This is a genomic window from Alicyclobacillus cycloheptanicus (assembly GCF_028751525.1).
Classification (GTDB): domain Bacteria; phylum Bacillota; class Bacilli; order Alicyclobacillales; family Alicyclobacillaceae; genus Alicyclobacillus_L; species Alicyclobacillus_L cycloheptanicus.
The window spans coordinates 2,759,668-2,786,245 of the sequence record NZ_CP067097.1; the positions used below are offsets into that span (position 1 = coordinate 2,759,668).

The following is a 26,578-nucleotide window of genomic DNA, read 5'->3' on the forward strand; positions in this document are numbered from 1 at the left end:
CTGCCTAAACGGGCCGTGGGCTGTCGTGATCCCGGCCCCTTAAGGCGGGTTTCCTGCCCTATGAGGCCGGGCTGCGCGTGGGCTGTCGGGAGATAAGGCGTGATTCCTGCCTAAACGGGTGCACGGTCGGCGTGAACCCGGCGTCGTAAGGCGGGTTTCCTGCCCTATGAGGCCGGGCTGCGCGGAGGCTGTCGGGAGATAAGGCGTGATCCCTGCCTAAACGGGCCGTGGGCTGTCGTGATCCCGGCTCTGTAAGGCGTGATTCCTGCCTAAACGGGGCCCCCGGCCCTCGCCCAACCCCCCGGCCCTCGCCCTCGCCTCGCCCAACCCCCCCCCCGCCCCCGCCTCCATCCCGCTAGAAATGCGCCTTCATCCAGCGGTGCACTTCGGGCACGCGCGTGCGGTACAGGGTGAGATGGCCGTCCGTGTCGGAGATGTGGATGTCGGCCTGTGGAATGTGCTGTGCCAGCCACTGGCCGTGGCTGCACGGAACCATGAGGTCTTGTGTGCCCTGCCAGATTTGCAGGGGGACGCGAATTTGGGCGGCATCGAATCCCCAGGGCTTGGTGAAGGCGAGGTCGTCGTCCAGCCAACCGTAGATGCCGTCGGCGATGGCTTGCTGCATGAGGCCTGCCATTTCGGCGCCGAATGCGTCCGTGAAGACGGCCTTGTCTGGGCCGCCGAGGAGGCTGTTCATGTGGGCTGCCATTTCTGCGGGTGTGCTGGCGAGCAGCGCGGGCACCTGGGTGCTCAGATAGTCGGCGAGGGTCTTCTCTCCCTCGAGTGCGGCGCCAAACTCCGCGATGTTGTCTTCCCCCATGCCGGCCATGAAGTCGAGCCCCTCTGCGTCATAGGGTGCGACGCCGGCGAGACTTGCGGCGGCCACCACGCGGTCGGGTAAGAGCGCTGCACATGCGAGGGCATGCGGTCCGCCGCCGGAGATGCCCCAGGTGGCAAAGCGCTCGATTGACAGGAGGTCTGCCAGTTCTGCCGTGTCCTTGGCGGCATCCGCAACCGACCGCCCCGGTTGGCGTGTCGACGCTTGATAGCCCGGCCGTGCGTAACTGATGAGGCGAAGCCCCAACGCCGCGGCGTCTTCGATGTTTTCGGTGAGCAGTCCGGCACCCGAGGGCGTGCCGTTGTGAACGATGACCGCCAAATCCCGTTCGTTCCCCGCCTCCATGACGCTGAGTGTCCGTCCATCGGATAATGTGACGGTGTACGCCTTGCGCTCTGTCATTTTGACCCCTTCCTTCCCGTGACCCGTGCTTCTTTGTAACTCTCTGAATCTTACCAGACGGCCCGTGAATTGATATACTGTTTTAAAATCATGTGAGCATCTTTTCAAATCCTTCGAGTCTCGTCCTCGTCGCTGGAGGCGCGCCATGAAGTCGCATCGCAGAATGGTTGTGAAAGTAGGTTCCAGTTCCCTGGTTGACGACGCAGGTCGACTGTCGGTGGAGAAGCTGCGCCGCATTGTGCATCAAATCGTTGAACTTCAGCAATCGCGGCAGTGGCAGGTCGTGTTGGTGTCATCAGGATCGATCGCGGCGGGCGTCAGTCACCTTGGCTGGCGGCGCGCCAGCATCACGCTGCCGGAAAAGCAGGCGGCTGCGGCGGTTGGGCAGACGTTGTTGATGGAGACGTATCAGCACCTGTTCAACGAGTGCAGCCTGGCGGTCGGCCAAGTGCTGCTGACGCGCGCGGACATCGAGGACCGTAAGCGATTTGTCCACATTCGCAACACCATGCTGACCTTGATGCGCAACGGCATCATCCCGATTGTCAACGAAAATGACACGGTCGCGGTGGAAGAGATTCGATTCGGAGACAACGATACACTCGCCAGTTTGACCGCGCTGGTCACCGAAGCGGACAAACTGGTGCTCCTGACGGACATTGATGGTCTGTACACCGCAGACCCGCGTGCGCGCCCCGACGCAGCGCGCATTTCCGATGTCTGGGAAATTACCGAAGACATCGAACGCCTCGCCGGAGGTGCAGGCAGCAGTGTGGGGACCGGGGGCATGCAGACCAAAGTTGCGGCGGCCAAAATCGCGGTGCAGGCGGGGACCGACGTGATTGTCACGTCCAGCCGGATCGACCAGGTGCTGCTGCAAATCGCGGCGGACACGGCCGTCGGCACGGTGTTTCACGCGCGTCCCGAGCCATGGCGTTTGCGGCAGTCGTGGCTGGCGCACGGACCGCATCCAGAAGGGGTCATCGACATCGATGACGGCGCGGCACACGCCCTGCGAACCCGCCCGAGCAGCCTGCTGCTGCCCGGTGTGGTTTGGGTGGAAGGTGACTTTCAGGAGGGTGCCGTCGTCGAGTTGACCGTGCGGGGACACGTGCTGGGCAAGGGTATCACCAATTTTTCCGCGCGGGATTTGCAGATGCTGCTGGAACGGCGGCAGCAGGGCGAGCGGTTCTACAACCTGCACGAAGTGATTCACCGCAACGATTTGGTACTCATCGAGGGGGGGCGCTAGCATGGCGCAAACAGAGAACGGGTGGAGCGGTGCGGCGGTTTCGGACGGTTTGCCGGAAGCTGCCGAGGACACCCTGCGGACCTACGTCATGGAACGGCTGGAGGCCGCCAAGCGAGTGACGTCCATCCTGGGTATGGCGGCGACCGATCAAAAAAACCGCGCCCTGGAAGCGATGGCCGACGCGTTGTGGGCAGAACGCAAGGCGATTCTCGCCGCCAACGCCTCGGATGTCCGGGATGCAGAGGCGGCGGGGCAGGCACCGGCCAGAATCGACCGGCTGATGCTGAACGAGTCGCGGATGGAGCAGGCGGCCGACGGACTGCGGCAAATCGTGTCATTGCCGGATCCAATCGGTGAAGTGGTGGAATCCTTCGAGCGGCCGAACGGCCTGTCCATCGAGCGGGTGCGGGTGCCGATGGGGGTCATCGCGATGATCTACGAATCCCGTCCGAATGTGACCGTCGATGCGGCCGGCCTGTGCGTCAAAACGGGCAACGTCGCGGTATTGCGCGGCAGCCGCGAGTCGCTGCGCTCGAACATCGCCCTCTTGCATGCGCTCCGCCGCGGGCTGGAGGCGGCTGGACTGCCTGCAGATGCTCTCCAGCTCATCGAACGCGCGGAACGCGCCACGGTGGACCTGTTGATTCGCGCGCGCGGCCTTGTGGACCTGGCGATTCCGCGCGGCGGGCCGAGCCTGATTTCGCGGGTGGTGGAAGAGGCTCGTGTCCCCGTCATTGAAACGGGCGTGGGCAACTGCCACGTGTATGTGGATAGCGCCGCCAACCTGGAGATGGCGACGGACATCGTGATCAACGCGAAAACGCAGCGGCCGTCGGTCTGTAACGCTGCAGAGACCCTGCTGGTGCATGAGGGCGTGGCGGAGACGTGGCTGCCGACTGCGGCGCGCGCGCTCCTCGCGCGCGGCGTGGAGCTTCGCGGCTGCGAGCGAACACGGCAGATTCTCGACGCGAATGGCATCACGTCTGTCGTGCCAGCCATCGAAGAGGACTGGGAGACGGAGTTCCTGGCGCTGACGCTGGCGGTGAAGGTCGTCGCCAATCTCGACGCTGCCCTCGCCCACATCGACCGTTACGGCACCAAGCATTCCGAGGTCATCGTCACAGAGGACCCGGCGGCCGCAGCGCGGTTTTTGGCGCGTGTGGATGCGGCGGCTGTCTACCACAACGCGTCGTCGCGGTTTACCGACGGATTTGAGTTCGGGTTTGGGGCAGAAATCGGGATCTCGACGCAAAAATTGCACGCCCGCGGGCCCATGGGGCTCCGGGAAATCACGAGCTGCAAGTATGTGGTCCGGGGGAACGGTCAGGTGCGCGGGTGAGCCTGTGGCGCTGCTTCGCCTTGGTCGAGGAACCGCGCCTGGAGCTGCGGCGTCGGCATCCAGCAGGTCGCTCGTTTGCCGAACCACTGGTAGCGGCGGCGGGCGACGACGTCGTAGAGCAAGTCCCGCAGCGGGCGTGGAATGAGGATGAACGCGAAGGCGAGCTGGGTCCAGCCGCCCAGGTCTTTGGCGATGTAGAGGGCTGCCGTTGAACGCGTGAACGAGCGTGATCCGCGCAGGTAGACGAGGGACTCTGGGTCTGGTGCTTTGGACGAGGGACCGAACCCCAGCTCGCGGGCCAGGTTCGATTGCAGCGAGGCGAATCGAAACTGGCCGGTTCGGTCGCGGCGGATGATCCACTGGACTGCGGCGCTGCACAGGTTGCAGACGCCGTCAAACAGCACAATCTGTCGCATCGTCAGTCCCCCCAACGGCATTGTACCGCGGTTAGCGGCTCCGCCAAACGTGTTTGTTGGTATGGCGGTTGTAGAAGTAGCCGGTGACCCAGATGGCCGCGATGGCGGTGCCTCCGACGGCGAGCCAAACCATGTATTTTTTGGATATCCCCAGGAAGACGAGGCCTGCCCCGGTATAATAGGGGATGCCCCCGACGGCCGTCGTCCAAATAAACGTCCACAGTGGAATGGAGCGTACAATGCCTGCCGTGTAGTTGACCACGATAAAGGGCAGCGGAATGATGCGAACCAACAAGAGTCCGACGATGCCGCGCCGCCGAACCCAGGTTGCGACCTTGTCCATCTGCGCTTCGGAAATCAAGTGCTTGAGCAAATTGGGCGCGGCGTACCTGGCCAGGAGAAACACGGCGATGCTGCCGAGGATGGACCCGCCCCAGCTGTACAACGCGCCCCACCACGCGCCGTACACTCTCATGTCCAGTAGAATCAGGAACTCGGATGGCACGGGAATCACGCAGAACAGCGCCATCAGCACGACGGACAGGAGAATGCCCCAGCCGCCGGTGGACTGAATCAAACGGCTGATTTGGTTGTTGCGGTCGAAGTAGAGGAACGCGGCGACCAGGACGACGCACACCCCCATCACAACCGCGGACCACAACAGGCTCGTCGAGGATGCACGTTTTCCATGTTGATTCGTTTCGAACCGGGACGGCTGTCGGGTGCGGTGGGCAAACATGGCGACCTCCAGAACACTGTCATCTACATAAGAGTATGGCCCTTTTTCGGTCAAGCTCCAACCGGAGGGAGGACCTTCACGGGCTGAACACGCGCTTCCACCCATCGGACGGGCGCAGCGTTCTGCAGCTCATCAAGTCTAACCCCGGACAAACTGGCATACCCATGAAATGATGACTTGTCCCTGGGGGTGCCTGTCTTGATTGATTTCATCTGGCTGCTGTTGTTTCTCGGAGGAATCGGCACCGCGATGGTCACCGGGCACATGGATAAAATCGCACAGGCCATCCTGGACGGTGCCAAGCACGGGGTGGAACTGGCGTTTGCACTGATTGCCATCATTGCACTGTGGATGGGGCTCATGCAAATCGCCGAACGCGCAGGCATGGTCCGCTGGCTGTCGCGCCTGCTGCGTCCCGTCGGCCGCTGGCTGTACCCGTCTGTGCCGCCCGATTCCCCGGCGATGGGCGCGATCCTCGCGAATATGAGCGCGAACCTGCTAGGCATCGGCAACGCGGCGACGCCCCTCGGGCTTCAAGCGATGAAGGAACTGCAGGCCATCAACCCCATCAAAGATCGCGCCAGTGACGCGATGTGTACGCTCTTGGCGGTGAACACGGCCAGCATCACCATCATTCCGACGACGGTGATCGCGGTGCGTTTGCAATACGGGTCGCAGCACCCCACAGAGGTGGTCGGCACGACCATCGTCGCGACCGTCATCGGCACGGGGGTCGCCATTGTGCTGGACCGGCTGTTTCGGAAGCTGTCGAAACGGAAGGAGGCCTCCTGATGCAGTCGGTCATCGAGGTCGCTTCCACGTGGATTTTGCCGCTGGTCATCGCCGGGATTTTGGTGGCAGGTGCCGTTCGGCGCATCCCGCTTTATAACACCTTCGTCGATGGGGCCAAGGGTGGATTCGGCACATCCGTTCGCCTCATTCCGCACGTCGTCGCGATGATGGTGGCGGTCTCGGTCTTTCGGGCCTCGGGCGCGATGGACTTGATTGTCAACTGGGTGCACCCGGTTGCCGCGTGGTTCCATATTCCCAGTCAGGTGGTGCCGATGGCGCTGCTGCGGCCGATTTCCAACGCGGGTTCCTTGGCACTTTTGACGGATTTGTTTCAGCAGCCGCACCACGGGCCTGACTCCTTCGCCGGGCTGCTTGCGTCGACGATGCAAGCCAGTACCGATACCACGCTGTACATCATCACGGTGTACTTCGGCAGTGTGGGGATTGAGCGGTTTCGCTATGCACTGACGGTTGGGCTCTTGTCCGACTTGGCCAGCGTGGTCGGCAGTGTGGTTGCCGTGTGGTTGCTGCACCCTTCGCTGTTTTAAATCCACTGCCACAAACAAGCACACCCACGCATGTGGACGGCGGGCGTTGGAAACCTATCCACAGGAGGGGGCGTTCGGACCCTTCTGGAAGGAGATCACGGTGAATCGACGCGCAGGAACAATACGGCTTTACAGGTGGCTGGTGGCAGCGCTTTGCCTCGGGACCCTTTGTACGGGGACGGCAGCAACTGGGCGGACGGCATGGGCAGGCACGGGGGTGCACACGGGGCGTTTGGGGCATGCCCCATCGGTGACGCTGGTGGATACGGCAGGCGGCGGCGCGAAAGCAGCGGATGCGGGGCACGAGAGGCGAGACATCACGGGGGACCGCCTGAAACTCCCGCACCCGGTGAATCCGGCGCTGCCACCGGTGGGACAAGCACTCGCCAAGGCGCACGGGATGAAGTACCTGCTGGCGCAGCGGACGACCGACTATAACCACGCAAGTCTGTCCCAAACCAAGAACATTGAGCTGGTGGGCCGGCGTTTGAACGGCATTGTGGTGGGACCGGGAGAGACGTTTTCGTACGCAAAGCACCTGGGGCCCTACACTGCGGAAAATGGGTACCACTGGGGACGCGCGTTTTCCGGAGACCGCATTGTCCCATCCATGGGGGGCGGCGTCTGCCAGGGTGCCAGTACGTTGTATTCAGCGCTGCTTCGAACGGGTCTGCAGATTGTCGAGCGGCACCCGCATTCCCTCACGGTTCCTTACTTGCCGCCGGGCGAAGACGCGACGGTGGCGTACGGGTATTTGGATTTCAAGTTTCGAAACAACCGAGACACACCTGTCCTGATTGCCGCCCAAACCGACCCATCCAAGCGTTACTTGACGGTGGCGGTTTGGGGCCAGACCAAAGCACCGAACATCACCGTGCACCATGAAGTGCTTGCCAAGTATCCGTACCGCGTGGTCAAGCGTTGTGTCGCACAGGCACACGCGGAGGAACGGGTTGTCGTGCTGGCGCCGGGGCAGCCGGGCGTGAAAGTTCGCAGCTGGCTGGAAACCGAAACCCCAGCGGGGATGCAGCGCAAGTCCCTGGGCACGGATACCTACAAGGCAAGCCCGCGCATCCTTGATGTTGCGCGCGGCACGCGCGGCTGCGCTTCATAGGGGTACATCCGGCGCTGGGGAGCAGGGCAGCGCTGGCTCGGCGCCGCACGACGGAGGTTACAGAACAATCTCGTGCGCGAGCGTCATGGCGACAATCTCATCCGTCACTTGCGCCGCCACGCGGCTGCCCATGGCTGCGACGTCGGAATCGGACGGCATCAGGCACTGCCACGCGAAGGACTGACCCAGTTTGTTCAGCGCTTCGGCCCGGCTGTCTGCTTTGGCGGCCTCTGTGTACGTTTGTAAGCGCAGGTTCAGGAAATCCATCGAAATGCCGGACGCATTGACGAGATCCCAGAAGTGGTCCATCATGGGTTGCCGGTTTGGCGACGACTGCATGACCAGGTAAACGCCAAGGTCAATGAGAAAGATGGAGAAGTACACCAGTTCGTTGCTGACGCGGTCGCGTTTTTCCGGTGGAATCGCCGCGCCTTCGGGAAGGTCGGTGCGGATTTTGGAGAACAGTTGTTTCGCGAATGCTTCCGCAGAAATTCTGGTTTGCCTTGGCATCGAAAGGGTCTCCTCCTGGACAAGTCGGTTTGCACCCTGCATTCTCCAGAAATGTTCACCAAATTGCAACCCTTGCCCGTCACGTACATGAACGGCGCCGGGAGAAGGCGTACGAGCGGGAAAATGGGCGCATAACGTATCCTGTGTTCGTGGTTGCGATTTTTTGCGCAATGTAAGCGTAGTCATGGCAGACATTCGGAGTTGCAATCTAGTACTTGTGTTGTAGAATGACTCTGTTTTATGAAATCATGAACGGTTTGGATTGCGACGAACGCCGAATTCCCGAAAGGGGAGCGGGGGACCCGAGTTTGATGGGGTGAATCGACCATTACGGCTGACCGTGGTGATGGTTGACGGGTGGAGCCTCTCACCCGAACCCGACAGCTAACCTCGCAGGCGCACAGGAGAGGTTTCACGACCCCTCTGGGTCGTTTTGTTTTACAGGAGGTCATTTGCTTGAGCGGTGGTTATCGTCTAAAGCCTGCGCAACGGATTGCGGGTGGATACGCGGTCGTCGCGGTGGTGGGTGGATTGTTGTTGATGCTGCCCATTTGCCACCGGGTTCCCGTCAGCTTCACAGATGCCGTCTTCACCTCGGCCAGCGCAGGGTTCGTCACGGGGCTGTCGACCGTGACGACGGCGACGACATGGACGCCGGTTGGCGATGTGGTGATTGCCGCGTTAATGCAGGTCGGCGGCTGGGGCATCACATTGGTGACGACCTTGGTATATCTGGCGCTGGGGCGCAAGATTTCCATCGGCGAGCGCCGTTTCATGGCAGAAGATAAGAACAGCGGGGTCCGCGGGATTGTTCGGTTGATTAAAAGCATCCTGTACTTCAGTGTGAGCATTGAAGGGGCCGCGGTTTTGATTTTCTCGCTGTATTTTCACTTTCATTATCATTATCTGTGGTCACGGGCACTCGGGATTTCAGCGTTTCATGCCATTTCTGCGTTTAACAACGCCGGGTTCGATTTGTGGGGGAACAACCTGGAGGGGTTTACGAGAGATCCACTCGTCCTGATTCTGACCAGCTTTTTGATTATCCTCGGCGGGCTCGGCTTTGTGGTCTTGGTGGAGTTGTACTCCTGGCCGAAGCACCGTTCGCTGTCCCTGCACGCGCGAATCGTTCTGAAGATGACCGCCATTCTCCTGGCGGCGGGTACGCTGCTGACCCTCTTGTTTGAGGCCAATCACTCGATGGCTCAGTTGTCGTGGCCGTATAAAATTCTGAACGCATGGTTTTCATCCGTAACGACACGCACAGCTGGTTTCGACTCCGTGCCCATCGGGAACATGCGGGACGTAACCTGGTTCATTTATATCGTGCTGATGTTCATCGGTGCCTCGCCCGGGTCGACGGGCGGCGGCATCAAGACCACGACGTTTTATCTGATGTTGAAAACCACCATGGCGACCATTCGCGGCCGCGCCGACATCATCGCTCGGGAGCGAACCATTCCATGGGACCTCGCGACGAAGTCGATGGTCATTTTTATGTTGTCCATGGCCGTCATCTTTGTCGGCACGCTGGTGAACGCGGTTGTCGAGCCGCACATTGCGTTCATGCGGCTGTTGTTTGAGGAAGTTTCCGCGTTTGGTACTGTCGGGCTCACCACCGGCATCACCGGAATCATCGGGGGGCCGATGAAGTGGGTGCTGATTTGTACCATGTATATTGGGCGCATCGGGATTTTGACCTTCCTGGTCAGTCTCGCTTCTCAAAAACATACACACGCCAAGTATTTGCCGGAACGAATTCTAATTGGATGAGAGGGAACCCAGGATGGCGAAGAACGCAATGGCGAAGCGGCCAAAGACGATTGGCATTATTGGTGCAGGCAGGTTCGGGACGGGGGCAGCGCGCGAATTGCTGCGCCTTGGGCACGAAGTCATCGTCGTGGATTGTGATGCGCAGGCGCTGGAGTTGCTGCCGGATGCGTGCCATACGGCCATTGGGAATGCGGAGAGCAGCGAGTTCCTGGCGGAGGTTGGCTTCAAGAACGTGGATGCCGTCATCGTCGCCATTGGCGACAATGAGAGTGCTTCCAACCACGCAACCATCAATTGCAAGGACTTCGGGCTGTATGTGGTGGCGAAGGCGCTGAACAAGACGCACGGAAAGATTTTGGACCGGCTGGGCGCAGACCGCATCATCTTTCCGGAGTACGATTCCGGCGTTCGCCTGGCCCGGCTGCTGACGCGCACTGCCATCCTGGAAATGGTGGAACTGTACGAGGAGATTTTCATGATGGAAATGCAGGCGGGCGGCCCGGTCGTCGACCACACGCTGATGGAATTGAATCTGCCGCAGCGGTTTGGTGTGCAAGTGGTGCTCATTCGGAGAGGCAAAAAGGTCAAGTTTCCGGTGGCCGCGTCCGATCGCATCCTGGATGAGGATGTCCTGGTCTGCATTGGAACTGCGGACGCACTGACCGAATTGGCGAAGCGAATGGACCGCTAGCGCGGCAAAGGAGGGCGAGCGTTTCTTGTTACATATGGACACCTGGGCCCACGCTTGGTCGGTCCTCATTGTCATTTTTGCAGGGGGCCTGATCGTCGGCAAGCTGTGTGAGAAGCCGCGCATCCCGGACGTGGCGGGGTATTTGGTGTACGGCATCTTGATTGGGCCTGCGCTTTTGAACTGGGTCAGCGAGCCCAGCCAGTCCAATGTGAATCAATTTTTGCTGAACTTTGGGGCTTCACTCATCCTGTTCGAAGGCGGGCGCGGGGTGGAACTCGGCGTGCTGAAAAAGGTCTGGGTGAGTGTGTCCCTGCTGGCGACCCTGGGTGTGTTTGTTACAGCCTTTGTCGTCGGGTTGACGGTGCATTTCGTACTGGGTGCACCCTGGTTATTTTCCTTCCTGGCTGGGGCTGTCATTGCCTCGACGGACCCCGCCACGTTGATCCCGGTGTTCAAGCGCGTGGCAATTGTGTCGTGCCTGCGGCAGACGGTGGAGTCCGAATCCGCGTTCAACGATGCAACCGCTACCGTGCTGGTGGCCACGCTGCTCGCCGCCAGCACGGCCGGCGGGGCCATCCACATCGGGCACGCCGTGCTGACGTTTGTCCAATCGGCTGGCATTGGCATCGTGATCGGCCTGGTCTTTGGCACGGCGGCGCTGGTGCTGGTGTCGACGAAGGCGTGGGGGATTTTCCACGAGTTTGGCTCCTTCGTCATGCTGATCGCCGCCATCGCCGCTTACCAAGTGGCGGTGCTGCTGGACGCGAGCGGGTTTATGGCCACGTTCGTCGCTGGTGTGATCGCGGGCAACGCGCACGTGTTCGGCTGGAAGCTGCAGCAGCACACACAAGACAACATCCATCACTTTGAAAGCTCGATGACCTTGATGCTGCGGATGATGATATTTGTTCTGCTGGGGACGCAGGTGGACTTCGGGATGGTGTCCAAGTACCTGTGGTCGGGCCTCGTCATCGTGGCGGTATTTATGCTCATCGCAAGGCCGCTGACGGTGTTTTCGTCCGTCTGGGTCGATCGCAGGGCGAAGTGGCAGGGCAGGGAGATGGCGTTCATGTGCTGGGTGCGGGAGACCGGCGTGATTCCGGCGGCGCTCTCCGGCATGCTGGTCGCGCAAGGGTTTCCAGACGCGGACGTGATTGCGTCCATCACCTTCATGGCCATTCTGCTCACCATTGTCATTCAGGCCAGTACCACGGGCCTGGTTGCAAAACGCCTCGGCGTGCTGGTGCCGGCCGGACCGGAAGAGGAGATTTAAGGCGGGCACGGCGTGAGGTTGGCACGGCGTGAGGCGGGCAGGGTGGCGGGCGTACACCCGCCAGCAGCTCAGCCTATACCCCGCGCGTGGCACGCCCGGTCTATCCCATCACGCGGTCTGTACCTTCGTTCCGCCTGGTGCTGCGACCGGCTGCAGGCGCGGGTCAATCCTCGGTGTACAACGACATCGCTTCCGGGCCGGCCCCGCAGGCGGGGCATTGCGGCGGAATCCCGCTGTTGCGGTACAGCCATTCACCACAGTCGGTGCACTTGTAAATGAAGTGCATCGACACCGTGCGCGCCTCCAGCCGGTTTCTTGGGTACCCGCTCTGCGTCTTGGCTTCGTCCACCGCCCAGTGGACGTGGGGAATCACGCCGCGAAACTGGCGGTTGTCATCCACCACAACGATGGTCTGGTGGGGCACCGGCGACTGCGCATCGTGGGCAAGCTCCTCCAGCGCGAAGTCCGGGCTGCACACGATGGCGTCCGCACAGCAGATGTCCACGACCGAGCGGTCCTTGTTCTGCAGGTTGTCGACGAGGGCCGCCTTGGAGATGGCGCCGTGGTAGATCCCGTTGCTGTCCACCACCGGCACGATGTCCAGCGTCTGGCGGCTGGCCCGTTCGGCGGCCTCGGGGATGAGCATATCCGGCGGCACGACCACCGGGCTTTCCAGCATGATTTCGCTTGCGTTCATGGGCATGCCTCCGTTGTCGCGTCTCGTCACTTTGGTTGCAATGACAGCATGCCACGGCGGGCCGAACCTATGCATGACAAGCCTACGTTGCTGACTCGAATTTGATATGATGGAAGCTGTGAGTGCGCCGACCCGAATCCTTGGCCCGATGTGTTGCCGTACATTTGCCGATATATAAGGAGTGATGGTGTTGACCAGGAGACCTGTTTCGTTGGAGGATTTACATCGCTTTGAACTCGTGGCGAACCCGTCGCTGTCACCCGATGGCACGCGCGTGGTGTTTGAACAGACGGTTGTCGATGTCAAAGGGGATGGGTATATTACCCAGCTCATGCTGGCGAACGCGGATGGTTCGAATCTGCGCCCCCTCACGACCCTTGGGAAGCACAACGGAGGCGCCGCTTGGTCGCCGGACGGCCGGCACATCGCGTTTGTGTCCGATCGCGCCTTTCAATCCCAGGTCTGGGTGCTGCCGACCGATGGCGGCGAGGCGCGGCGTGTTACCCGGCTCCAACACGGCGTGAGTTCCCTGTGCTGGTCACCGGACGGAACCACCCTGTACGGCCTGACCGCTGTTGACCGCGGCGGAACGGTGGCGGTGTACGAGCCAGACTTGTCCGAAGAAGAAGCGGAGAAACAGGCCAAGGAAGCAGCCGACAAGTGGCGCGACGAACCGAAGCGCTATGACCGTCTGCGCTACAAGCTGGACGGCGCCGGGCTGTCCAAACACCGGTTCCAGCAGCTCATCGCGATCGACGTGCAAACGGGGGATGTGCGGCAGCTGACGGACGGGCCGTACGACGTGCATGCGCCAGCGGTATCGCCGGACGGTCAGTACATCGCATTTCTTTCCAACCGCCGCGCCGACCCGGACATCGAGTGGTGGGTGGCGGACGTGTACCGGGTCGCGGCTGCGGGCGGAGCGTTGACGCTGCTCGCGAAGGACCTCTCCGGCAACGCATTGTCGTATTCTCCGGACGGCACCAAGCTGGCGGTGTTCGGCAACGGGCCGGCGTTGTTCGAGTATTGGTCGGCGGCGCACAACCACCTCTTCGTCCTGCCCAGTGACGGCGGCGAAGCCGTCTGGGTGACGCGTGATTTTCCAGACACGCTGGGCGACACCACCCTTACAGATTTGCGGGCGAACGCGCGGGAGATGCCGCCGGTGTGGTCGCCGGACAGCCGCGCTGTCTTTGCGCAGAGCAGCCGCGAAGGCGCGTGCGAGGTGGTGCGCTTCGCCGCCGATGGCACGGGTGACGCGGACATCATCATTGGCGGGTCCCGCGACATCTACGGATTTGACACCGTCGACGGTCAGCGCTTTGTCATCGCGTACGCGACGTCGACGCATCCGGGGCAAATCGCGGCGGTCGATACGTCAGGCGTGCCTGCACGAAAGCGGATACCGCGCGCCGTGACGGAGCCGATGACGGAGACGCGGACGGCGTTCTTCCCCGAACGGGAGCAGCGGCTGGATGCTGCCAACGCGTTTTTGGACGAGGTCGCGCTGGTCGAACCGGAGCCATTCTGGTACACCTCGCAGGATGACTGGCGCGTGCAAGGATGGGTGATGAAGCCAGCCAATTATGAAGCGGGCAGGAAGTACCCCGTCGTGCTGGAAATCCACGGGGGGCCGCAGCTCAATTACGGCTGCGCGCCGTTTCATGAGATGCAGTGGATCGCGGCGCAGGGTTACGCCGTGGTGTTCACGAACCCGCGCGGCGGCATGAGCTACGGGCAGGCGTTTGTCAACGCGGTGCGCCATCACTACGGCGAGGGCGACGCGGCGGATGTGCTGAACGGGCTGGATGCGGCCCTTGCGCAGTTCGATTTTCTGGATGAAACGCGGGTCGCGGTGACAGGCGGAAGCTACGGCGGCTTCATGACCAACTGGCTGGTGGGCCATACCGATCGCTTCTTCGCGGCGGTGTCGCAGCGCTCCATCAGCAACTGGGTCTCGTTCTACGGCGCTTCCGACGTCGGTCCGCTGTTCTGCGAAGCGCAGCACGGCACCACCCCGTTCGACGACATGGATGAGTTGTGGCAGCGCTCTCCGCTGGCCTACGTGAAAAACGTGAAGACGCCGCTGTTGCTCATTCACTCGGAAAACGACCTGCGCTGCCCGATGGAGCAGGCGGAGCAGTTTTACACCGCCATCAAGCGGCTGGGTGGGGAAGTGGCGCTGTTGCGCATTCCGAACGCGAGCCACGGGCTTTCCCGCAACGGTAAGCCGAAGCTGCGCGCAGCGCGCCTGAACGCGATTTTCGAGTTCATCCACGAACACTTGCCGCAGACGAAGTGAGTGAGGTGAGGACAAGTGGCAATTGCCGCCGCAAACCGGGAGACACACCAGCGCCGCGCACACGGTTCACGCTCGGCGGGCTGGGGAAGGGTGCTGGTCGGCTGTACCAGGAGCGCGATTGGCAGGAGGCCACGTTTGCGGCAAATCAAGAACTCGTGCAAATGAAGGGCTTGTCTGTGCTGGGGCTTGCTGACGAGGGGCTGCCTGGTCTGTTTGCGCTTCCATCGTTTCCCGATAGCTTCGCCAGGAAGCTGGCCTGTATACTAGGAAGGTCCCCTTCGTACAAATCTGGTTTGAATCAAAATCTCCCGCAGCGAATGACAAGGACACCGTAGATGGGGGGTTCAACATGGAAAAAGGACTAAGAAAACAAATGGGCACTTTCGCCCTCACCATGACGGGCGTGGGCTCGATTATCGGGTCCGGCTGGCTGTTTGGCGCCTGGAAGGCAGCCAAAGTAGCAGGGCCGGCTGCGATTCTGGCTTGGGTCATTGGCATGGGCGCCATTATGCTGTTGGCACTGACGTTCGCGGAACTTGGCGCGACGTTTCCGAAATCAGGCGGTGCAGTCCGCTACGCGCACTACTCGCATGGTCCGCTCGCGGGGTTTATTGCCGGTTGGGCGAACTGGATCTCGATTGTCTCTGTGATTCCGATTGAAGCGGAAGCTTCCATTCAATACATGAGTTCGTGGCCGTGGCACTGGGTCCCCGCGTGGATTCACAACCTGTATAACGGCACGTCGCTGACGCCGGTTGGACTTGGATTCTCTGCGATTTTGGTCGTGATTTACTTCTTAATCAACTACTGGACGGTTGGGTTGTTTGCGCGGGTCAACAGTTCCATCACGATTGTCAAGCTGGTCATTCCTGCATTGACCGCTGTCGGCCTGATTGTGAGCGGGTTTCATCCCGGTAACTTTACGCACGTCGCGGGCGGGTTCATGCCGTACGGCGGGGCGAGCGTGCTGACGGCCATCGCCACGTCCGGCATCGTGTTTGCCTTCAACGGCTTTCAGAGCCCGGTGAATTTTGCGGGAGAGACGCGGGACCCCAACAAGTCCGTCGCCCGCGCGGTGGTGGGTTCGATTCTGATTTCGGGCGTCATCTACCTGCTGCTGCAGACGGCGTTTATTGGTGCGCTCGGTCCCTCCTTGCTGGGACACGGCTGGGGCGGCATCAACCTGAGCTCGCCGTTCGCGGACCTGGCCTTATCAGTGGGATTGAACTGGCTGGCGATTATCCTGTTCGCCGACGCCTTTGTGTCGCCATCGGGTACGGGCATCACGTACACGGCTTCGACGGCACGCATGCTGTTCGGCATGAGTGAAAACGGTTGGTTCCCACGGGTGTTTGGCACGGTGCATCCGTTCTACAAGGTGCCGCGCAGGGCGATGTGGCTGAACCTCGGACTTGCGTTTTTGTTCCTCGCGCTGTTCCGCGGCTGGGGACAGTTGTCCGGGGTAATTTCGGTCGCGACCCTCGTCTCCTACGTCACAGGCCCTGTCGCGGTGGTGTCCCTCCGTCGAACGGCCGCCCGCTTACCTCGTCCGGTCCGTATCGGCTGGATGAAAGTGGTCGCGCCAGCGGCGTTCATGCTGGCGTCGCTCATTCTGTACTGGGCCACGTGGCCGTTGACCGGTGAGGTCATCCTGGTCATGGTGGTGGGTGTGCCGATGTTCTTGTACTACCAGGGAAAAGGCGGCTGGAGAGACTTCGGGCGGACCATGAAAGCCGGGGTCTGGCTCATCGTGTACCTGCTGTATATGATGGCGGTGTCTTATCTCGGCAGCTCGAAGTTCGGTGGAACCAACCTGATTCCGTACGGCTGGGATATGCTCCTGGTGGCTGTTTCCTCGCTCTTGTTTTATGCCTGGGGTGTGCACAGCGGCTGGCGTACGCGCGATGTCGCCGAGCTGGAAGATGAAGCGGTGCAAGCATTGGCAGCAGAAGAAGGTGCTGCCTCCAATGATGCGTTGGCGTAAGGCCAGCGCGGGAGCCCCTTTTACCCGGTCCTGCCGGGTGAAAGGGGCTTTTGACGTACCAGACGCGCGGTGTGCGCCGACGCGACAAGCGCTGTCAGTCAGCGGGAAGTTCGGAGGTGCAGTGTGGGCAGCGGGTCGCCTGAAGCGGAATCTCCGTGGCACAAAACGGGCAGGTTCTCGCTGGTGCAGGCGGGGCTTCCTCGTGATGCGGCGCGAACCGATTGATTTGTCGAATCACCAGAAAGACCACCACCGCGATGATAAGAAAGTCGATCACGTTGTTGATAAAGCTCCCGTAATTAATCGTCGGGGCTCCCGCAGCCTCCGCAGCGGACAGACTTGGATAGTGTTTATCGGACAGATTGATGTAGAGCTGGCTGAAATCGACGTGCTTGAGCAGCAGCCCGATGGGCGGCATCACGATATCATTCACAAGGGATGAGACGATTTTATTGAACGCGCTCCCGATGATGATGCCGATGGCCAGGTCAATGACGTTGCCTCTCGCAATAAATGCCTTGAATTCACGGAACATCCAATCCCTCTCTTCCAATTCGAAAGTGGACATGCAGCGGTTACTATAGGATACGAGCAAGTATAGCGCAACTTGACGCCGTGTTTTGCCGCCGCTTCGTGATATGATGGAAGGGAATGAAGGGTGCGCTGGCACGGCCACAGCGCGCATGTACAGTGCGCGGAACCGGGAGGGAGAACCCTATGGAATTTGAATACTCGGACAAGGTCAAACAGTTGATGGCGAAACTGCAAGAATTTATGGAAGAAGTCGTCTACCCTGGCGAACAGGTCTATCACCAACAACTCGCCGCCTCCGGAAATCGCTGGCAAATTCCGCCCATCATGGAGGAAATGAAGGCAAAGGCGAAGGCGGCTGGGTTGTGGAACCTGTTTCTGCCTGAAAGCGAATACGGTGCCGGCCTGACCAACCTGGAGTACGCGCCCTTGTGCGAAATCATGGGGCGCAGTGCGATTGGCCCCGAAGTGTTCAACTGCAACGCGCCCGATACGGGCAACATGGAGGTGCTGGCGCGCTACGGCAGCAAAGAACAGCAGGAACAATGGCTGAAGCCGCTGTTGAACGGCGAGATCCGCTCGTGTTTCTCCATGACCGAGCCGGATGTGGCTTCGTCGGATGCCACCAACATCCAGGCGACCATTGAACGCGACGGCGATGAATACGTCATCACCGGGCGCAAGTGGTGGTCGTCCGGTGCGGGCGACCCGCGGTGTAAAATCGCGATCGTCATGGGGAAGACGGACCCGAACGCGCCGCGCCATGAGCAGCAGTCGATGATTCTCGTGCCGCTCGACACGCCGGGTGTGCACATTGAGCGCGTGCTGCCGGTCTTTGGGTACGATGACGCGCCGCATGGGCACGCGGAAATTTTCTACGATCACGTCCGGGTTCCCGCGTCCAATATCATCTGGGGCGAGGGCAAGGGGTTTGCGATTGCGCAGGGTCGGCTCGGCCCAGGACGCATCCACCACTGTATGCGCTTGATTGGCGCGGCGGAGCGTGCGCTGGAGTTGATGGTCAAGCGCGCGAAGGAACGTACGGCATTTGGCAAACCGCTGTCGGAGCAAGGGGTCGTGCGCGAGTGGATTGCCGATTCGCGCATTGAAATTGAGCAGGCCCGCCTGCTTGTGCTCAAGGCTGCCTACATGATGGATACGGTCGGAAACAAGGGGGCCCGCAAGGAAATCGCCATGATTAAAGTGGTTGCCCCGAACATGGCGTTGAAGGTGATGGACCGGGCGATTCAGGTGCATGGCGCGGCAGGGGTCAGCGACGACTTCCCGCTGGCCAAGATGTGGGCGAGCGCCAGGACACTGCGGCTGGCGGACGGCCCCGATGAAGTGCACCGCCGAGATGTGGCGCGGCTGGAACTCGGCCGGTAACTTCCGGACCGTGTCGCGGGCAGGGTGGCCGCGCAGCCTTCGGCCTTGTCATGGGCAGGGTGGCCGTGCGGTCGGTTGCACAGGTGCAGTCGGTCGTATATACTCTAAGGCATCTGTTTGGAGTGTCGACGACTTACGGATACATCGTAGATGCAATGACAGGGAGAGTAACGATTGCTGCCCTTCGCAGGGAGGCACCGCCTGAGACTGAAAGCGGGCCATGCGGCGGCAGTCGCGAAGTTCACCCTGAAGCAGCGCTGTGGAACGGCACCGGGATCGCTCGCTTCGCGCGACAGCCCTGGGCTCAGTAGACGGCGCCGGGCAGCCTCCGTTACCGGGCGTTGAGTGGGCTGGTGTTTCTGCTGGTGTCGTCGTGGAGCGGCAAATCGTTCCGTCGGCGAAGGCACGGAACATCGCCAATGAGGGTGGTACCGCGAGCAGGCTCGTCCCTTTCTGGGAGAACCTGCTCTTTTGTTTGAGCAGGGGCAGCAACCTGTCGGACACACAGAGTTGGGAGGACAATCACGATGGATGATGTGCTTCGCATTCAATCACAGCTGGAGGGCGTGAAAGAGGAGGCCCTGCGAGCGCTCGAGCCGCTGACGGACGTGCGTGCGCTGGACGAGTGGCGCGTGCAGTACCTCGGGAAGAAGAGTCCAGTCACGCAGATTTCGCGGCAGATGGGGTCCTTGACTGCCGAACAGCGGCCGGTCGTGGGCGGCTGGGTCAACGACGTTCGGGCTGCGCTGCAGGCTGCGTTTGAGGCTCGTAAGCAGGAAGTGGAGGCGCTGCTGCTCCAGGCTCGCTTTGCGGCGGAGACGATTGATATTTCACTGCCGGGCCGGCGCCGTAAGCGGGGTGCTGTGCATCCCCTGATGAAGGTCATCGAGGAGATTGAAGACGTGTTTTTGGGCATGGGGTTCCAGATTGCCGAGGGGCCCGAAGTCGAAACTGACACGTACAACTTCGAGATGTTGAACATCCCCAAGGACCATCCCGCGCGCGACATGCAGGACACGTTCTACCTGACGGAGGAACTGCTGCTCCGGACGCACACTTCGCCGATGCAAGTGCGCACGATGGAACGGATGCGTCCCAACGCGCCAGTCAAGGTGATTGTGCCGGGGCGCGTCTACCGGCGTGATGAAGACGACGCGACACACTCGCACGCGTTTACGCAAATTGAGGGCCTCGTGGTCGACGAAGGCATTCGGCTGAGCGACCTGAAGGGCGTTCTGTTGGAATTTGCGCGCGCCATTTTCGGGCCGGACCAGGAGGTTCGGCTGCGGCCCAGTTTCTTCCCGTTTACGGAGCCCAGCGCGGAGGTGGACGTGCGCTGCATCAACTGCGGCGGGTCGGGCTGCCGCATCTGCAAGGACACAGGGTGGATTGAGATTCTCGGATCCGGCATGGTGCATCCGCGGGTGCTCGATGGCGCGGGCTACGACAGCAAGCGGTTCAGCGGGTTTGCCTTCGGCATGGGTCCCGAACGCATCGCGATGCTCAAATACGGCATCGACGACATTCGTTTGCTGTACCAGAACGACCTGCGTCTGCTTTGTCAGTTTAACCGCGTGATGTAACGGCACGCGTGATGTGACAGGAGGATACTGAAGTGAAACTTTCCTACCAGTGGCTGAACGAATACGTGGATATCCGAGACATCGCTCCGAGTAACCTCGCCGAACGGCTGACCAACGCAGGGTTGGCCGTGGACGCGGTGACGCCCCGAAATCAAGGCGTGCAGGGCGTCGTCGTGGGGGAAGTCTTGACCTGCGAGCCGCATCCAAACGCGGACCGGCTGCGCGTGTGTACGGTGAACCTTGGGGCGGCAGCGCCGAGTACGATTGTCTGCGGCGCGAAAAACGTGGCGGCTGGGCAGCGCGTGCCTGTGGCCGTGCCGGGCAGTGTGCTCCCGGGGGGGCCGATTGGCGTCGCCAAGCTGCGCGGCATTGAATCGCAGGGCATGATTTGCTCCGCGAAAGAACTGGGCATGGAAGTTCGATTGCTGCCGAAAGAGCAGACTGAGGGCATTTACGTGTTACCGCCTGATGCGCCGATTGGACAGGACGTCGTGGAACTGCTCCACTTGGACGATGTGGTGCTGGAAATTGACTTGACTCCAAACCGCAGTGACTGTCTGTCGCTGCGGGGGCTTGCTTACGAAGTGGCGGCGCTGCTCGACCGGCCGGTGCACTTTCCCGAGCACATCACATCCGGCAGTGCGGCGGCGGACGGCGCGGTCCGGATTCAACTTTTGACCGACCGCTGCCCGCGGTACGAGGCGCAGGTCGTGCGCGGCGTGCAGTCTGTGCCGTCTCCGCTGTGGATGCAGGCGCGGCTTTTGGCGGCGGGCGTGCGTCCCATCAATCTGATTGTGGATGTCACCAACTACGTCATGCTGGAGTGGGGACAGCCGCTGCATGCCTTTGACCTGGATGAAGTCCACGACCATACGATTGTGGTCCGCCAGGCGCAGCCGGACGAGACCCTGGTCACCTTGGATGGCGAAACCCGGCAGCTGAACGCGGATACGATTGTCATTGCCGATGTCGATCGCGCCATTGGCATCGCCGGCGTGATGGGCGGGCAAAACTCTGAAATCACAGCGAAGACCGCGCAGATTATCATCGAATCGGCCGTGTTTGATGCAGCCAGTGTTCGCCGTGCCGGCCAGCGCCTGGGGCTTCGTTCGGAAGCGCAGCAGCGCTTCGAGAAGGGCGTCGACGCGGCTGCCGTCCGCGGTGCGCTGGTGCGCGCAACGGCGCTGCTGCAGACGCTGGCGGGGGCGGAGTTGGTCGGCAGTGTGGTCGCCGCCGGGGCAGAACCAGCCGCAGCCTTCACGTCCGTGCCATTTTCACCAGAACGGTGCAATCGGCTGCTCGGCACAGCGATTCCTGCAACGGAGATGAAGGACATCTTCCGGCGTCTTGGCTTTGGCATTTCCGAAGGTCCGGCGGCGGACGCTGCGGGTTCCGCGGCGCCCTCAGGCGGCGCGGTCACGCAGTGGGTCGTGCAGGTGCCCACGCGGCGTCCAGACATCACGCTGGAAGCGGACTTGGTGGAGGAAATTGGGCGCCTGTACGGCCTGGATGCGGTACCGGCCACGCTGCCCGTGGGTCCGACCACCGCCGGCGTCCGCGACCGCCATCAACGGCTGCAAAAGGCGACGCGGGACATCCTCACTGGGTGCGGTCTCACGGAGGTCTTCACCTACACCTTCAGCCATCCGGACGCCTTGAAGCCGCTGCGGCTGGACCAGTCGTCCCCATATTGGCAGATGATCCCGCTGCTTCGTCCGATGTCGGAAGAACGGATTGCGCTTCGCACCCACTTGCTGCCCGGGTTGGCGCAGGTGGCCAGCTACAACCTGGCCCGCGGCGTGAACGGGGGCGAGATTTTTGAAATCGGCCGGGTGTACTGGCCGGAGGGCTTGCCCTTGACCAAGCAGCCGTGTGAGCGGATGCAGTGGGCCGGGCTGTGGTTCGGTGTCACCGAGCCGGCCCTCGGCGAGCGCCCGCGACGGTACGACTTTTACGACGCGAAGGGCGTGATCGAAACCTGGCTGGAGGGCTTAGGACTGGCGGGCCGCACCAGCTTCCAGCCGGCGCAGACGAGTTGGCTCCACCCGGGCCGTGCGGCGGTTGTGCTGGTGGACGGCGAGCAGCTTGGGACGTTTGGGGAGCTGCACCCGGAGACGGCGAATGCCCTGGAACTTGGAACCGCGATGTACGCGGAGTTTGATTTAGATCTCGTGCTGGCCTTGCAGGTGGAGAAGCTTCGTGTCAAGAGCCTGCCGAAATTCCCGGCCGCCCGGCGCGATTTGGCCGTAGTGGTGAAACGGGACGTGCCGGCACAGGAACTCATCACCTTGGCCATCCAGACGGCTGCGGCGGCGGACAACATCCTCGAGAACTGCGCTGTGTTTGACGTTTACACCGGGCCGGGTGTGGCAAAGGGGCACAAGAGTGTCGCGCTGGCACTGACCTATCGCGCGGACGATCGGACGCTCACCGACGAAGAAATGGAGGCGCTCGAACAGAAGATTCTGGAGCGCTGGAAGCAGGTGCTGGGCGCCACCCTCAGGACGGCGTAATTCGACGTGCTTCGGCAGGAGATTGCCTGGTGTAAAACGAATACCTTGGCACGGTAGACAGGCCAGGGAGGGACAGACTTGTGGAAGGAAGCGGCGTCAATCGGGTACGCGTCGAGATTCTTGGCACCCAGTACACCCTGCGTGGCAAGGAATCGGAGGAACATATGAAACAAGTCGCAAAGCTGGTCGATGAATTGATGCGGCAGCTCAGCGAATCTCATTCCTATTTGGATTTGAAGCGAATTGCCGTGCTGACGGCGCTCAACGTGGCGGATGAGCTGGTGACACTGCGCGAGAAGTACGAGGAATTGACCGCGTTGCTTGATGAAACCACCCGGTCCGAACCAAGTTAGGGGGTGCGCCCATGAACGGCGTAGACATCGTGATTGTCATCATTGTTGCGCTGGGGGCCCTGAACGGGTATCGCACTGGTTTTGTCCGCCAAATCACGAGGCTGTTTGGGGCAGTCATTGCCTATTTTTTGTCGGTGTGGCTGCGCCCCTATGTGGCGCCTGCCATTGAGCCTTTTGTCCGGCAAATGCACGTCCCGTCCGCGGGTGCCTTGGGGTTCTGGCTCGGCGACTGGTCTGGCGTCATTGCCTTCGCCCTGGTATTCGTCGTGACATTTTTTCTGCTGCGCTTCGCATCCGGTTTGATTGACGCGCTGTTCAGTCTGCCGGTGCTGTCCACGCTCAACCGCCTGGCTGGTTTGGCGGCGGGGCTGGTGTTAGCGCTGCTGTTTGTCTATGTGGCCATCCTGGTCGTTCAGTATGTCAATGCGCCGAAACTGCAGGCGGCGCTGCACCAATCGTCCATCGTGCAATGGATGAACGTGGAAAGCAAACAGCTGTGGACCTCTGCCAAGGTACCGCATGCCGATATGGGTGGCCACACGGGAAATCTGACCTGAACTGTCCGACGGACATCACGAGACTCGCCCACAAACCTCTTGTGGGCGAGTTCGATCGTGAATCACACGCGCTGATTGGGGAAGGCATCAAACACGCCGCGCGGTTAGTCTGCTCGACGACTGCCCCGCATCTCAGTGGGGATGAACAGGTCAATAATCCCAATCACCAAGGACGCCAAGAGTGCGCCGAGGACTGTGACCCGCATCCCAGGAACAAACAACTGTGCAACATACAGCACGACTGCACCGGAAATAAAGCCGACTAAGCCTCGTCCATACGGAGAAATACGACGCCCAAACAATGCCTCAATAGCCCACCCCAACAGCGCGATCACAACCGCTGCAAGAAGTGCTGTCCAGAAGTTCAGGACGGCAAAGCCTGGAACGAGGAAGCCGACAAACATCAAGACCAGCGCTGACACGACAAATCGCACAACGGTGCCTAGAATGTTCATTTTGCTCCTCCTTTCGCGTTAAACCTAGCTTGCCCGCATCGCGCGGGTTCATGTGGTACAATCGGATGGGATTTTTTTCGGCACGTCAGGATTGATTTTTTGAATAGGAGCTGCGTGAACTTCCATGGACCGTGCACTCAAGATCCTTGAGTTTGACCGCATAAAATCAGAAATCCAGTCGTATGCCGCCTGTCGTCTGGGACGGGAGAAACTGGATGAACTCAAACCGTGCACATCGCTGGAGGACGCCCATCGTGAACTGTCCGCAGTGGATGAAGCGCTTCAGTTTGATCTCCGCTTTGGCAGCCTGCCGTTTGGCGGCGTGACCGACGTGCGTCCGATGTTGAAAAAGGCAGCCATCGGCGGCACGTTATCTGCTTCCGACCTGCTGGCCATTGCCAACTTGATTCACGGAGGACGCATGATTCGACAGGCACTGGAAGCGCATACGGATGAACTGGAGATGCCGCATTTGACCGCCAAGGCGGCTGGATTGTTTGACGCGCGGCAAACGGAAGTGGAAATTCGCGACAAAGTGCAGGACGACGCGACCATCGCCGACCGTGCGAGCCCCGTCTTGCAGCGCCTCCGCCAGGAACGGCGGCACATGGAAAGCCGCGTCCGACAGGTGTTGGAAGACGTCATGCGCCGTCATCAACGGATGCTGCAGGAACCTGTCATTGCCCTGCGCGGAAACAGTTTCTGCCTGCCCGTGCGGGTGGAGTTCAAGAACCAGATTCCCGGCGTCGTCCATGATGTGTCGTCTTCCGGGGCCACCGTTTTCATTGAACCGCAGGCGGCCGTGGAGGCCAGCCATCGGGTGCAGGCGATTATGGCCGAGGAAGAGCGCGAGATTGAACGCATTCTGTCGGCGTTGTCAGGGGTCGTGGCGGGCGTCGCGGATGCGCTGGAAGCGAACGCGGACATCCTGGCTTGCCTCGATGCCTGGTTTGCGAAGGCGGCACACGCAAATGCCCATGAATGGACCCGTCCGACCCTGCGTGACGACGGGGTGTGGAAACTGCGTCAAGCCTGGCACCCCTTGCTTGACAAGGCGCAAGCCGTGCCGCTCGACCTGACACTCGGCGAGACCTTTACCATGCTCCTCATCACGGGTCCCAATACGGGCGGAAAAACCGTGACGCTGAAAACAGTGGGGCTCTTGACCTTGCTGGCGATGTCCGGCTGCTTCGTGCCCGCCAGACGAGCGAGCGAAATCGCCTGGTGCGACGAAGTGTACGTCGACATTGGCGACGAACAGAGTATTGAGCAGAGCTTGTCGACCTTCTCCTCCCATCTGCGAAACATCGTTCCTTTGTTTTCCCGCGTGACCTCAAGAAGTCTTGTCTTGCTGGATGAGCTCGGTGCCGGGACTGACCCGACCGAAGGCGCGAGTTTGGCGATGGCCATCCTGGACGAATTGAACGCCAGAGGGTGCCGTGTGGCGGTCACCACTCATTACCCGGAGCTGAAGGCGTACGCCTTCCGTGAGCCAAACGCGGTGAACGCCAGCATGGAGTTTGACGTGGAAACCCTGCGCCCCACGTATCGGCTCGTGATTGGCGTGCCGGGGCGGTCAAACGCGCTGGCGATTGCTGAGCGGCTGGGGCTGCCACGGTCTGTGTTGGAACGGGCGAGATCGATGTTGAGCACGGAAGATGTTCGCGTGGAGGACTTAATCGCCCAGATGGAGCGCGCCCGCCGGGAGGCCGAACGCGCCGCGCAGGAAGCGCTGGAGGAGCAAAGGGCCGCCGAGCAACTGCGGCTGACGTGGGAAGCGCAAAAAAAGGCGCTCGACGCGGAGGCCGAGCGCATCCGCAGGGAAGCGGCCGAGCAGGCCCGCCGCGCCGTGGAGCGCGCGCAGGCCGAGGCGGAACGCATCATCGCAGAACTTCGGAAGATGCGGACCGATCACGGCGTGAAAGACCATGAACTGGTCGCCCTCCGCAAGCAGCTGGAAGGCGCACTGCCTGAACAGCCCAAACGTGGGGCGGGCGCGTCCAGGGCGGGCGGTTCGGGTTCGGGCTCGGGGGGCGTCGTCATTCGGCCCGGCGCCGTGGTTCGCGTGTTGACGCTGGGGCAGAAGGGTGAGGTCCTGGAGGTGGATGGGGAGACACTGACGGTGCAGATGGGCGCACTTCGGACCAAGGTGCGGCCGGCGGATGTCGAGTTGCTGCAGAATCGACCCGCACCTGTGCAGGCGCCCCCGTCGCGCCGCGGACTGCCAAAGGACGTGAAACTGGAGCTCGATGTCCGAGGAGAACTCGTGGAAGACGCCATTGCGCGCGTGGAAAAGTACCTGGATGACGCGGTGTTGAGCGGGTTGCAGCGCGTGGCCGTGATCCACGGAAAAGGGACGGGCGCCCTGCGTGACGCGATTCGCCGCTATCTTGCCGGCCATCGTCACGTTTCCACGTGGGCGCCGGGTGGCCCCGGCGAAGGCGGCGACGGCGTGACCGTGGTGACGCTGAAGTAGTGTGGCGGGGGAGTAATCGGCGGCCGGACCGGTTGCGGTGCGGCTTTGGGGCGG

The 26,578-nt window shown here is 61.3% G+C and carries 23 protein-coding genes and 1 riboswitch; of the genes, 16 read left to right on the forward strand and 7 right to left on the reverse strand.

Annotation, left to right across the window (positions count from 1 at the left end):
* Nucleotides 1–355: 355 nt before the first annotated feature.
* Nucleotides 356–1,240, reverse strand: a complete 885-nt coding sequence (locus JI721_RS12715) for an alpha/beta fold hydrolase (protein ID WP_274455243.1) — start codon at nt 1,238–1,240, stop codon at nt 356–358.
* A 145-nt stretch (nt 1,241–1,385) separates the two neighbouring features.
* Between JI721_RS12715 and proB the strand changes: the two genes are divergently transcribed.
* Both proB and JI721_RS12725 read left to right on the forward strand, forming a co-directional pair.
* Nucleotides 1,386–2,492: a glutamate 5-kinase gene (gene proB, locus JI721_RS12720; RefSeq protein WP_274455244.1), complete on the forward strand. Its 1,107-nt coding sequence runs from the start codon at nt 1,386–1,388 to the stop codon at nt 2,490–2,492.
* An 88-nt stretch (nt 2,493–2,580) separates the two neighbouring features.
* Nucleotides 2,581–3,831: a glutamate-5-semialdehyde dehydrogenase gene (locus JI721_RS12725; RefSeq protein ID WP_456151379.1), complete on the forward strand. Its 1,251-nt coding sequence runs from the start codon at nt 2,581–2,583 to the stop codon at nt 3,829–3,831.
* Here the strand turns inward: JI721_RS12725 and JI721_RS12730 are convergent.
* Both JI721_RS12730 and JI721_RS12735 read right to left on the reverse strand, forming a co-directional pair.
* Nucleotides 3,816–4,247 (reverse strand): thiol-disulfide oxidoreductase DCC family protein, encoded by a 432-nt coding sequence (locus JI721_RS12730; protein WP_274455246.1) that lies wholly within the window; start codon nt 4,245–4,247, stop codon nt 3,816–3,818. The genes JI721_RS12725 and JI721_RS12730 overlap by 16 nt on opposite strands.
* Before the next feature lie 31 nt (nt 4,248–4,278).
* Nucleotides 4,279–4,986, reverse strand: coding sequence for a TVP38/TMEM64 family protein (locus JI721_RS12735; RefSeq protein WP_274455247.1), 708 nt, complete (start codon nt 4,984–4,986; stop codon nt 4,279–4,281).
* 198 nt (nt 4,987–5,184) lie between these two features.
* Between JI721_RS12735 and JI721_RS12740 the strand changes: the two genes are divergently transcribed.
* The 3 genes from JI721_RS12740 to JI721_RS12750 all read left to right on the forward strand — a co-directional run bounded on the left by JI721_RS12740 (nt 5,185) and on the right by JI721_RS12750 (nt 7,440).
* Nucleotides 5,185–5,778, forward strand: a complete 594-nt coding sequence (locus JI721_RS12740; RefSeq protein WP_274455248.1) for a nucleoside recognition domain-containing protein — start codon at nt 5,185–5,187, stop codon at nt 5,776–5,778.
* Complete coding sequence (locus JI721_RS12745) at nt 5,778–6,326, forward strand: spore maturation protein (RefSeq protein ID WP_274455249.1); 549 nt, start codon at nt 5,778–5,780, stop codon at nt 6,324–6,326. The genes JI721_RS12740 and JI721_RS12745 overlap by 1 nt, the downstream gene beginning before the upstream one ends.
* A 100-nt stretch (nt 6,327–6,426) precedes the next feature.
* Nucleotides 6,427–7,440, forward strand: coding sequence for a VanW family protein (locus JI721_RS12750; protein ID WP_274455250.1), 1,014 nt, complete (start codon nt 6,427–6,429; stop codon nt 7,438–7,440).
* A 57-nt stretch (nt 7,441–7,497) separates the two neighbouring features.
* Here the strand turns inward: JI721_RS12750 and JI721_RS12755 are convergent, their stop codons facing one another.
* Nucleotides 7,498–7,950, reverse strand: a complete 453-nt coding sequence (locus JI721_RS12755) for a hypothetical protein (protein WP_274455251.1) — start codon at nt 7,948–7,950, stop codon at nt 7,498–7,500.
* 262 nt (nt 7,951–8,212) lie between these two features.
* Nucleotides 8,213–8,364: riboswitch (cyclic di-AMP (ydaO/yuaA leader) on the forward strand.
* A 42-nt stretch (nt 8,365–8,406) separates the two neighbouring features.
* Here JI721_RS12755 and JI721_RS12760 point away from each other — a divergent pair.
* From JI721_RS12760 to JI721_RS12770, 3 genes are read left to right on the forward strand one after another with little or no spacing between them, the layout of a single operon-like run.
* Nucleotides 8,407–9,723: a TrkH family potassium uptake protein gene (locus tag JI721_RS12760; protein ID WP_274455252.1), complete on the forward strand. Its 1,317-nt coding sequence runs from the start codon at nt 8,407–8,409 to the stop codon at nt 9,721–9,723.
* A gap of 13 nt (nt 9,724–9,736) precedes the next feature.
* Nucleotides 9,737–10,414: a potassium channel family protein gene (locus tag JI721_RS12765; protein WP_274455253.1), complete on the forward strand. Its 678-nt coding sequence runs from the start codon at nt 9,737–9,739 to the stop codon at nt 10,412–10,414.
* A 34-nt stretch (nt 10,415–10,448) separates the two neighbouring features.
* Nucleotides 10,449–11,687 (forward strand): cation:proton antiporter, encoded by a 1,239-nt coding sequence (locus JI721_RS12770; protein ID WP_274457851.1) that lies wholly within the window; start codon nt 10,449–10,451, stop codon nt 11,685–11,687.
* Nucleotides 11,688–11,850: 163 nt separating this feature from the next.
* Here JI721_RS12770 and JI721_RS12775 read toward each other — a convergent pair whose 3' ends face one another.
* Nucleotides 11,851–12,384, reverse strand: a complete 534-nt coding sequence (locus JI721_RS12775) for a CBS domain-containing protein (RefSeq protein ID WP_274455254.1) — start codon at nt 12,382–12,384, stop codon at nt 11,851–11,853.
* 211 nt (nt 12,385–12,595) lie between these two features.
* On the opposite strand from JI721_RS12775, the gene JI721_RS12780 reads away from it, so the two are divergent.
* Nucleotides 12,596–14,686, forward strand: coding sequence for a S9 family peptidase (locus tag JI721_RS12780; protein ID WP_274455255.1), 2,091 nt, complete (start codon nt 12,596–12,598; stop codon nt 14,684–14,686).
* A 349-nt stretch (nt 14,687–15,035) separates the two neighbouring features.
* Entirely contained in the window at nt 15,036–16,670 is a 1,635-nt protein-coding gene (locus tag JI721_RS12785) for an APC family permease (RefSeq protein ID WP_274455256.1), read from the forward strand.
* A gap of 94 nt (nt 16,671–16,764) precedes the next feature.
* Here the strand turns inward: JI721_RS12785 and mscL are convergent, their stop codons facing one another.
* Nucleotides 16,765–17,205 (reverse strand): large-conductance mechanosensitive channel protein MscL, encoded by a 441-nt coding sequence (mscL, locus tag JI721_RS12790; RefSeq protein WP_274455257.1) that lies wholly within the window; start codon nt 17,203–17,205, stop codon nt 16,765–16,767.
* Nucleotides 17,206–17,387: 182 nt separating this feature from the next.
* Between mscL and JI721_RS12795 the strand changes: the two genes are divergently transcribed.
* The 5 genes from JI721_RS12795 (at nt 17,388) to JI721_RS12815 (ending at nt 23,593) form a co-directional block, all read left to right on the forward strand.
* The gene (locus JI721_RS12795) at nt 17,388–18,587 is read left to right on the forward strand and encodes an acyl-CoA dehydrogenase (RefSeq protein ID WP_274455258.1); all 1,200 of its coding nucleotides are present in this window, start codon (nt 17,388–17,390) and stop codon (nt 18,585–18,587) included.
* Between the two features lie 545 nt (nt 18,588–19,132).
* A complete protein-coding gene (gene pheS / locus JI721_RS12800; protein WP_274457853.1) occupies nt 19,133–20,170 on the forward strand; it encodes a phenylalanine--tRNA ligase subunit alpha in 1,038 nt (345 codons plus the stop codon).
* Nucleotides 20,171–20,202: 32 nt separating this feature from the next.
* Nucleotides 20,203–22,683 carry a phenylalanine--tRNA ligase subunit beta gene (gene pheT / locus JI721_RS12805; RefSeq protein WP_274455259.1) on the forward strand — a complete coding sequence of 827 codons (2,481 nt, stop codon included), beginning with the start codon at nt 20,203–20,205 and terminating at the stop codon, nt 22,681–22,683.
* Nucleotides 22,684–22,763: 80 nt separating this feature from the next.
* Nucleotides 22,764–23,036 (forward strand): cell division protein ZapA, encoded by a 273-nt coding sequence (gene zapA, locus JI721_RS12810; protein ID WP_274455260.1) that lies wholly within the window; start codon nt 22,764–22,766, stop codon nt 23,034–23,036.
* 11 nt (nt 23,037–23,047) lie between these two features.
* On the forward strand, nt 23,048–23,593 hold the full coding sequence (locus JI721_RS12815; protein WP_274455261.1) for a CvpA family protein: 546 nt from the start codon (nt 23,048–23,050) through the stop codon (nt 23,591–23,593).
* 104 nt (nt 23,594–23,697) lie between these two features.
* Here the strand turns inward: JI721_RS12815 and JI721_RS12820 are convergent, their stop codons facing one another.
* On the reverse strand, nt 23,698–24,048 hold the full coding sequence (locus tag JI721_RS12820; protein ID WP_274455262.1) for a phage holin family protein: 351 nt from the start codon (nt 24,046–24,048) through the stop codon (nt 23,698–23,700).
* Nucleotides 24,049–24,172: 124 nt separating this feature from the next.
* Here JI721_RS12820 and JI721_RS12825 point away from each other — a divergent pair, with 124 nt between their 5' ends.
* Nucleotides 24,173–26,524, forward strand: a complete 2,352-nt coding sequence (locus tag JI721_RS12825; RefSeq protein WP_274455263.1) for an endonuclease MutS2 — start codon at nt 24,173–24,175, stop codon at nt 26,522–26,524.
* Nucleotides 26,525–26,578: the final 54 nt, after the last annotated feature.

Excerpts from the sequence above, each read along its gene's own strand:
- JI721_RS12715 (WP_274455243.1), bottom strand. The coding sequence starts at position 1,240 with ATGACAGAGCGCAAGGCGTACACCGTCACATTATCCGATGGACGGACA.
- proB (WP_274455244.1), top strand. The coding sequence starts at position 1,386 with ATGAAGTCGCATCGCAGAATGGTTGTGAAAGTAGGTTCCAGTTCCCTG.
- JI721_RS12725 (WP_456151379.1), top strand. The coding sequence starts at position 2,581 with ATGGAACGGCTGGAGGCCGCCAAGCGAGTGACGTCCATCCTGGGTATG.
- JI721_RS12730 (WP_274455246.1), bottom strand. The coding sequence starts at position 4,247 with ATGCGACAGATTGTGCTGTTTGACGGCGTCTGCAACCTGTGCAGCGCC.
- JI721_RS12735 (WP_274455247.1), bottom strand. The coding sequence starts at position 4,986 with ATGTTTGCCCACCGCACCCGACAGCCGTCCCGGTTCGAAACGAATCAA.
- JI721_RS12745 (WP_274455249.1), top strand. The coding sequence starts at position 5,778 with ATGCAGTCGGTCATCGAGGTCGCTTCCACGTGGATTTTGCCGCTGGTC.
- JI721_RS12755 (WP_274455251.1), bottom strand. The coding sequence starts at position 7,950 with ATGCCAAGGCAAACCAGAATTTCTGCGGAAGCATTCGCGAAACAACTG.
- JI721_RS12765 (WP_274455253.1), top strand. The coding sequence starts at position 9,737 with ATGGCGAAGAACGCAATGGCGAAGCGGCCAAAGACGATTGGCATTATT.
- JI721_RS12770 (WP_274457851.1), top strand. The coding sequence starts at position 10,449 with ATGGACACCTGGGCCCACGCTTGGTCGGTCCTCATTGTCATTTTTGCA.
- JI721_RS12775 (WP_274455254.1), bottom strand. The coding sequence starts at position 12,384 with ATGAACGCAAGCGAAATCATGCTGGAAAGCCCGGTGGTCGTGCCGCCG.
- JI721_RS12785 (WP_274455256.1), top strand. The coding sequence starts at position 15,036 with ATGGAAAAAGGACTAAGAAAACAAATGGGCACTTTCGCCCTCACCATG.
- mscL (WP_274455257.1), bottom strand. The coding sequence starts at position 17,205 with ATGTTCCGTGAATTCAAGGCATTTATTGCGAGAGGCAACGTCATTGAC.
- JI721_RS12795 (WP_274455258.1), top strand. The coding sequence starts at position 17,388 with ATGGAATTTGAATACTCGGACAAGGTCAAACAGTTGATGGCGAAACTG.
- JI721_RS12815 (WP_274455261.1), top strand. The coding sequence starts at position 23,048 with ATGAACGGCGTAGACATCGTGATTGTCATCATTGTTGCGCTGGGGGCC.
- JI721_RS12820 (WP_274455262.1), bottom strand. The coding sequence starts at position 24,048 with ATGAACATTCTAGGCACCGTTGTGCGATTTGTCGTGTCAGCGCTGGTC.
- JI721_RS12825 (WP_274455263.1), top strand. The coding sequence starts at position 24,173 with ATGGACCGTGCACTCAAGATCCTTGAGTTTGACCGCATAAAATCAGAA.